This window comes from Paramesorhizobium endophyticum (assembly GCF_014640615.1).
Lineage (GTDB): Bacteria > Pseudomonadota > Alphaproteobacteria > Rhizobiales > Rhizobiaceae > Paramesorhizobium > Paramesorhizobium endophyticum.
On the sequence record NZ_BMHH01000011.1, the window covers coordinates 139,401 to 146,252 of the forward strand.

7 protein-coding genes are annotated in these 6,852 nt (G+C 61.7%); 1 reads left to right on the forward strand and 6 read right to left on the reverse strand.

The annotated features are described in order from the left end of the window. The first annotated feature begins 6 nt into the window (after positions 1–6). Positions 7–1,326, forward strand: a complete 1,320-nt coding sequence (locus IEX53_RS14490) for an NAD(P)H-dependent oxidoreductase (protein ID WP_188824893.1) — start codon at positions 7–9, stop codon at positions 1,324–1,326. A gap of 589 nt (positions 1,327–1,915) precedes the next feature. Here IEX53_RS14490 and IEX53_RS14495 read toward each other — a convergent pair. The 6 genes from IEX53_RS14495 to IEX53_RS14520 all read right to left on the reverse strand — a co-directional run bounded on the left by IEX53_RS14495 (position 1,916) and on the right by IEX53_RS14520 (position 6,685). Next, complete coding sequence (locus IEX53_RS14495) at positions 1,916–3,316, reverse strand: NAD(P)(+) transhydrogenase (Re/Si-specific) subunit beta (protein WP_188824894.1); 1,401 nt, start codon at positions 3,314–3,316, stop codon at positions 1,916–1,918. 11 nt (positions 3,317–3,327) lie between these two features. Next, positions 3,328–3,747, reverse strand: coding sequence for an NAD(P) transhydrogenase subunit alpha part 2 (locus IEX53_RS14500; RefSeq protein WP_188824895.1), 420 nt, complete (start codon positions 3,745–3,747; stop codon positions 3,328–3,330). After that, positions 3,747–5,015 (reverse strand): Re/Si-specific NAD(P)(+) transhydrogenase subunit alpha, encoded by a 1,269-nt coding sequence (locus IEX53_RS14505; RefSeq protein WP_188824896.1) that lies wholly within the window; start codon positions 5,013–5,015, stop codon positions 3,747–3,749. Before IEX53_RS14505 ends, IEX53_RS14500 begins: the two co-directional genes overlap by 1 nt. A 383-nt stretch (positions 5,016–5,398) precedes the next feature. Next, complete coding sequence (locus IEX53_RS14510) at positions 5,399–5,620, reverse strand: aa3-type cytochrome c oxidase subunit IV (RefSeq protein ID WP_188824897.1); 222 nt, start codon at positions 5,618–5,620, stop codon at positions 5,399–5,401. A 148-nt stretch (positions 5,621–5,768) separates the two neighbouring features. Then, positions 5,769–5,909 carry a DUF3096 domain-containing protein gene (locus IEX53_RS14515; RefSeq protein WP_188824898.1) on the reverse strand — a complete coding sequence of 47 codons (141 nt, stop codon included), beginning with the start codon at positions 5,907–5,909 and terminating at the stop codon, positions 5,769–5,771. A 26-nt stretch (positions 5,910–5,935) separates the two neighbouring features. Then, positions 5,936–6,685: an N-acyl amino acid synthase FeeM domain-containing protein gene (locus IEX53_RS14520; protein ID WP_188824899.1), complete on the reverse strand. Its 750-nt coding sequence runs from the start codon at positions 6,683–6,685 to the stop codon at positions 5,936–5,938. Between the last annotated feature and the right edge of the window lie 167 nt (positions 6,686–6,852).

The window sequence follows — 6,852 nt, forward strand, 5'->3', positions numbered from 1 at the left end:
AACCACATGGCGACCAATGTAGCATTGACGGGACTCGCGCGGGACATGCAGGCGCGGGCCGATAGCGGCAGGCCCATCCGCATCGGTTTGATCGGCGCGGGCGAGATGGGCACCGATGTCGTCTCCCGCGTCGCGCATATGCCCGGCATCGAGATCGGCGCCATCTCCGAGTTGCGTGTGCCCAATGCAGTCAAGGCCGTCGAGATTGCTTATGGGGAGGATGGCCGTGCCAAGGAGGTCGCCACCGCCTCCGCCCTGACCGAAGCCATGGAAGCAGGCAGGATCGCCGTCACCGACAATGCCGGCCTGATCCTCGAAAACGGTTTGATCGATGTAGTGATCGACGCGACCGGCGTTCCCGCCGTTGGCGCGGAAATCGGCCTCAGGGCCATGGAGCATGGCAAGCATCTCGTCATGATGAATGTCGAGGCGGATGTCACCATCGGTGCTTACCTCAAGAGCGAGGCCGACCGTCTCGGCGTCACCTATTCGCTGGGTGCAGGCGACGAGCCTTCCGCCTGCATGGAGCTGATCGAATTCGTCACTGCCATGGGCCACCCCATCGTTGCCGCCGGCAAGGGCAAGAACAATCCGCTCAACATCGACGCCATCCCCGACGACTATGCCGAGGAAGCCGCCCGCCGCAACATGAATGTGCGAATGCTGGTGGAGTTCGTCGACGGCTCCAAGACCATGGTGGAAATGGCGGCCATCGCCAACGCCACCGGCCTCGTCCCCGACAAGCCGGGCATGCACGGGCCGATGGCCACCGTGAGCGAGCTCAACAAGACGCTGATCCCCGCGAGCGATGGCGGCGTGCTCTCGAGGGTCGGCGTCGTCGATTATTCCATCGGCAAGGGCGTCGCCCCCGGCGTCTTCGTCATCGCCGAAATGTCGCATCCGCGCATCCGCGAGCGCATGGAAGACTTGAAAATGGGCCACGGCCCCTACTTCACCTTCCACCGGCCCTATCACCTGACCTCGCTGGAAGTGCCCCTCACCTGCGCCCGCGTCGTGCTCTACGGCAAGCCGGACATGGTGCCCTTGGCAAAACCGGTTGCGGAAGTCTGTGCCGTCGCCAAGAAGGATTTGAAACCCGGCGACAAGCTCGACGCCATCGGCGAATACAGCTACCGCGCCTGGATCATGACCGCGGCGGAAGCCCGTGCCGCCAACGCCATCCCCTGCGGATTGCTCGAGCGCGGCAGCGTCACCGCGCCGATCAGGAAGGGCGAACTCATCACCTACGCCAATGCCGCCGTTGAGCCGGGATCGAAGATTGCTGAGTTGAGGGCGCGGCAGGATAGGCTGGTGTATGGGGGGTGAGTATTTAACGGAAATGTCGGCGGGACAGTAACCCCCTCTGCCCTGCCGGGCATCTCCCCCACAAGGGGGGAGATTGGCCTTCATTGATGACGGCATTTAATCTGCAACGTTGACGGCACTTAGTTTTGCAACGTTTGAGATTGGCGAAAGCGGACCTCACAGCCAATCTCCCCCCTTGTGGGGAAGATGCCCGGCAGGGCAGAGGGGGGGGGCTGCCTCGCACTGCCGGTCAAAACAGGACGGAAACATTGTAATTTTTCAATATTGCGGTAATTTCACTACTGGGCTTGGCCCACGAGATCGCCTTTGCGGTCGCATGAAAGCCTTGGCGGAAACGTCGGAGGCTTTTTGTGTTTTATAGCCTTCGTCGGTTCTTTTCAAAACGACCAATGGAAATGTCGGCGGGACAATCCCCCTTCTGCCCTGCCGGGCATCTCCCCCACAAGGGGGGAGATTGGCCTTCATCGATGACGGCACTTAATTCTGCAACGTTTGAGATTGGCGAAAGCGGACCTCTCAGCCAATCTCCCCCCTTGTGGGGGAGATGCCCGGCAGGGCAGAGGGGGGTTCGTGGCGATTATCCGCCCCCTCAATGATCCAGCGCCTTCACGATATTCTCCACCATCTTCTTGGCGTCCGCGAACAGCATCATGGTGTTGTCGCGGAAGAAGAGTTCGTTCTCCACGCCCGCATAGCCCGAGCCCATGCCGCGCTTGATGAACAGCACCGTGCCGGCCTTGTCCACATCGAGGATGGGCATGCCGAAGATCGGCGATTTCGCGTCGGTCTTCGCCGCCGGGTTGGTCACGTCGTTCGCGCCGATGACGAAGGCCACATCCGCCTGCGCGAATTCGGAGTTGATGTCCTCCAGCTCGAACACTTCGTCATAAGGCACGTTCGCCTCCGCCAAGAGCACATTCATATGCCCCGGCATACGGCCCGCGACGGGGTGGATGGCATATTTCACCTCGACGCCTTCCGCCTTGAGCTTGTCCGCCATCTCGCGCAGCGCATGCTGCGCCTGCGCCACCGCCATGCCATAGCCCGGCACGATGATGACCTTGGAGGCGTTCTTCATGATGAAGGCCGCGTCCTCCGCCGAGCCCTGCTTGACCGGGCGTTGCTCCACCGCGCCGCCCGCAGGCCCCGCCGTCTCGCCGCCGAAGCCGCCAAGAATGACCGAGAGGAACGAGCGGTTCATCCCCTTGCACATGATGTAGGACAGGATCGCGCCTGACGAACCGACCAGCGCGCCGGTGATGATCAGCGCCAGATTGCCGAGCGTGAAGCCGATGCCCGCCGCCGCCCAGCCCGAATAGGAATTGAGCATGGAGACGACGACAGGCATGTCCGCCCCACCGATGGGCACGATGATGAGCCCGCCCAGAATGAGCGACAGGACCACGATAAGCCAGAACACCGTATGGCTTTCGGTGTTGACCAGCACCACGATCAGCACAACGATGGCGATGGCCAGCGCCGCGTTGATGATATGGCGCGAGGGCAGAATGATCGGCTTGCCGGACATGCGCCCGTCGAGCTTGAGAAATGCAATGATCGACCCGGTGAAGGTGATCGCGCCGATGGCGACGCCCAGCGACATTTCGATGAGCGCCTGCCCGTGGATGAAGCCGACTTCGCCGATGCCGAAGGAGCTTGGCGTATAGAGCGCGCTAGCTGCCACCAGCACGGCGGCAAGGCCGATGAGCGAGTGGAACGCCGCGACGAGCTGCGGCATGGCCGTCATGGCGATGCGCCGCGCAATGTAAGCGCCGATGCCGCCGCCGATGGCGATGCCGAGCACGATCAGCAGCAAGCCGCCGAAGCTCGGGCGCGCGAACAGCAGCGTCGTGACAATGGCGATGCCCATGCCGACCATGCCGTAGAGATTGCCCTGACGGCTGGTGGTGGGATGAGACAAGCCTCGCAGCGCCAGAATGAACAGCACGCCGGAGACGAGATAAAGGAAGGCTGCCAGATCGACACCCATGGTTCAGCCCCTCACTTTTCTTTCTTCTTGTACATGGCGAGCATGCGCTGCGTAACGAGGAAGCCGCCGACGATGTTGACGCTCGCAAGCACCAGCGCGAGGAAGCCGAACGCAGTCGCCCAGCCCGAGAGCGACAGGCCAACCGCAAGCAGCGCTCCCACCACGATGACCGACGAGATGGCGTTGGTGACAGCCATCAGCGGCGTGTGCAATGCCGGCGTCACCGACCAGACGACGTAATAGCCGACGAAGATCGAGAGGATGAAGATCGCGAAGCGGAAGACGAAGGGATCGACCACGCCGCCGGTCGCCGCATGGGCCACCGCGCCTGCCGCGTCCGCCACATGCGGCACGCTTTCTGCCGCCTGGCGCACCGCTTCCACCGCCTGGTTGAGCCCGTCGAGGGCTTTATCGAGTGCCGTATCGGCCATTATGCCTCTCCTCCCGTCTTGGGTTCATCCGCCTTGGCCTTCCTTGCGGGGGCCTTGCGTGCCGGCTTCTCCGGCGCCGGTGTTTCCGACGCGGTTTCTTCCACCGCCGCCGGTGCGGGAGCCGCGACCGCAGCAGCAGCCTGCGCGAAGGTCGGGTGCACCACCGCGCCGCCATGGGTCAGCAGCGTCGCCTTGACCAGCTCATCGTCAGGGTCGATCTTGAGCGTCTTCGTTTCCTTGTCAGTGAGCGTCTCGAGGAAGGCGAGGAGATTGCGCGCATAGAGCTGCGACGCCGTCGCCGCGATCCGGCCCGGCACGTTGAGATGGCCGACGATCTTGACGCCGCCGATCTCCACCACCTTGCCCGGCTCCGCGCCCTCGACATTGCCGCCGCGCTCCACCGCCAGATCGACCACGACCGAGCCGGGGCGCATCGCCGCCAGCATCTCCCTGGTGACGAGACGCGGCGCGGGACGGCCCGGAATGAGCGCGGTAGTGATGACGATGTCCTGCTTGGCGATATGGTCGGCGACGAGCGCCGCCTGCTTCGCCTGATATTCTCTAGACATTTCCTTGGCGTAGCCGCCCGCCGTTTCCGCCGCCTTGAACTCCTCGTCCTCGACGGCAATGAATTTCGCGCCGAGCGAGGCGACCTGCTCCTTCGCGGCGGGGCGCACATCCGTGGCGGTGACGACCGCGCCCAGACGCCGCGCGGTGGCTATGGCCTGCAGGCCTGCGACACCCGCGCCCATCACGAACACTTTCGCGGCAGGCACGGTGCCCGCCGCCGTCATCATCATCGGCAGGGCGCGGTCATATTCCGCCGCCGCGTCGATCACCGCCTGATAGCCCGCGAGGTTCGCCTGGGAGGACAGCACGTCCATCACCTGCGCGCGGGTGATGCGCGGCATGAATTCCATGGTGAAGGCGGAAAGGCCCGCATCGGCATAGGCGCGCACGCTGGCGTCATCGCCGTAGGGGTCGAGCATTGCGATGAGTACGGCGCCCTTTTTGCAAGCTTTGAGCTCGGCGGCGGAAGGGCGGCGCACTTTCAGGATCGCATCCGCCGATTTCGCGTCGGCTGCCGCTCCAATCGCTGCGCCCGCCGCCTCGAATTCGCTGTCGGGAATGCGCGAGCGCTCCCCTGCCCGCTTCTCCACGACCACGGAAAAGCCGAGCGCGACCAGCTTCTTCACCGTCTCCGGCGAGGCGGCGACGCGTGGTTCATATGGATCTGTTTCCTTGGGAATGAATATCGTCTGAGCCAAGCCCGTCCTCCTTCACCAACTGTCCCCAGGGATTTCTAGAGCATTTTTCCCGGAAGTGGAACACCGGGCAGCTGCATAAATGCGGCGGGAACACGGCAGCATGGATATGCCATGCTTGCATCCGGCGAAAGGCGGATCAGGGAAAAATAAAAATCGATTCGTTGAGAAAAGTGGAATGGAATTCTGCTCGGCGCAACTCTTTCCCTCCCCCTTGCGGGGGTCCGAAGGACGGGCGAGACCCGTGGCTCGCCCCGGCAAGTGGCCCGAAGGGTCGGGTGGGGGTGGTAACGCATGCGCGACATCGTCAGCAAAAGTGCATCCGTCACCACCCCCATCCGCCCGCTAACGCGGGCACCTTCCCCGCAAAGGGGGAAGGAGGGCGCTTACAGCAAAAACCAAGCTGCGGCGCAGATCAGGACGAAAAGGATCGTCGCGGAGAACCAGCCGCCAACAAAGAAGCCGAAAGCCATGGCGGCAAGGATCGCGACGACCGCCACCGTTCCCCATTTGCAGACCGCGAGAAAGCCCCCATAAGTCTTTTCATGCTCGGCATAGTCCATGGGCGCGCCCAGTTCCGCCGGTCCGGTATTGCTGTGTTTGGCCATGTCAAAACCCCTTCCCAAGCATTTTGCGCCCAAGCTGAAACACTTGGCGCCGCACAATGCGCCTCATAAAGCTCTTGAAAACGCCATAGCGAAAAGCTTGATCCAGCGCAATGCGACGGGTGACCGCGCCCTGCTCTAATCGCGCGACTCAGGCAAACAGATGCGGGAACAGCCCGACAAGGCCGATAAAGATGAGATAGAACGCCACGATGTAATTCAGAAGGCGCGGCATGATCAGGATGACGATGCCAGCGATGAGCGAGACGAGCGGTGTAAGTTGCGGAACCATGTTTCTCTCCGGATGTATGGTCTGATTCAGAGCTCAAGCCCTGTATACTTCGCCGTCGGCAGGATTGTTAGCGGCACGATCCCGCTCTCCTCAATGTTTTTGAACATGGTGCGCCGCTCATGCAATTGCGACTTGAAAAACGGATAGCGGGTCAGCACCATATCGCGGATGGCCTGGATCGGCGCTCCGGAAAGGCCCACGGGAATGCCATATCCCTCGTGCTGGCGCGGTTCCGCCATCACCTGCGAACCAAAGATGCGCTTGTAGAACGCCGTGTGCTCCGGCTTGACAGCCGCAAGGCAATAATCGGCGGCGAAATATAACGAGGCCATCACCGCGATGCGCAACGTCAGATAGGGAATGGCTGGATACTCGGAGAGAAGCGAGGGCTCGCTGGCAAAACGGGTCGGATCGACAAAAGTCATGCCTTTGTCGAGCAACGGCCCGAGAATGTCGGGAAAAAGCTTGTAGCTCGTGCCCTTGCGATGATCCGGCGTGATGTAATGAACACGTAGGGTGCTGACCAACTGCTGGTCGATATAAACGCCATAGACATAGGCATGGCTGTCGCGGTCGAGATCGTCGATAATCGTACCGTCGAACTCATCGTTCATGACGCCGCGCGACATATAGGAACGATAGCGCAGCTGCCCGATTTCCTCGAAATCCTCCGCGCTGACGATACGGCGATATTCCACCCGGTCGAGAATATTCAGCAGCTGCCGCGCAAAGTTCGATATTTGCAGATCGCCCGAAATGGCCGTTGCCGCACTCATGGTCCCCACTCCAATTTGCCCGCCAGACCAAATCAGTCGGCAAAGGATAAGCGGTTTTCGCCTACCGTAAAAGAGACTTCAACAATTTGAATTTAACTTTACTATACCCCGATTCCGTGACGACCCGAAAAAGGGGTTGGCAAATCTGCGGAATTGGATTTGTGTTA

Coding starts and splice junctions, on each gene's coding strand:
- IEX53_RS14490 (WP_188824893.1), top strand. CDS start 7: ATGGCGACCAATGTAGCATTGACGGGACTCGCGCGGGACATGCAGGCG.
- IEX53_RS14495 (WP_188824894.1), bottom strand. CDS start 3,316: ATGGGTGTCGATCTGGCAGCCTTCCTTTATCTCGTCTCCGGCGTGCTG.
- IEX53_RS14500 (WP_188824895.1), bottom strand. CDS start 3,747: ATGGCCGATACGGCACTCGATAAAGCCCTCGACGGGCTCAACCAGGCG.
- IEX53_RS14510 (WP_188824897.1), bottom strand. CDS start 5,620: ATGGCCAAACACAGCAATACCGGACCGGCGGAACTGGGCGCGCCCATG.
- IEX53_RS14515 (WP_188824898.1), bottom strand. CDS start 5,909: ATGGTTCCGCAACTTACACCGCTCGTCTCGCTCATCGCTGGCATCGTC.
- IEX53_RS14520 (WP_188824899.1), bottom strand. CDS start 6,685: ATGAGTGCGGCAACGGCCATTTCGGGCGATCTGCAAATATCGAACTTT.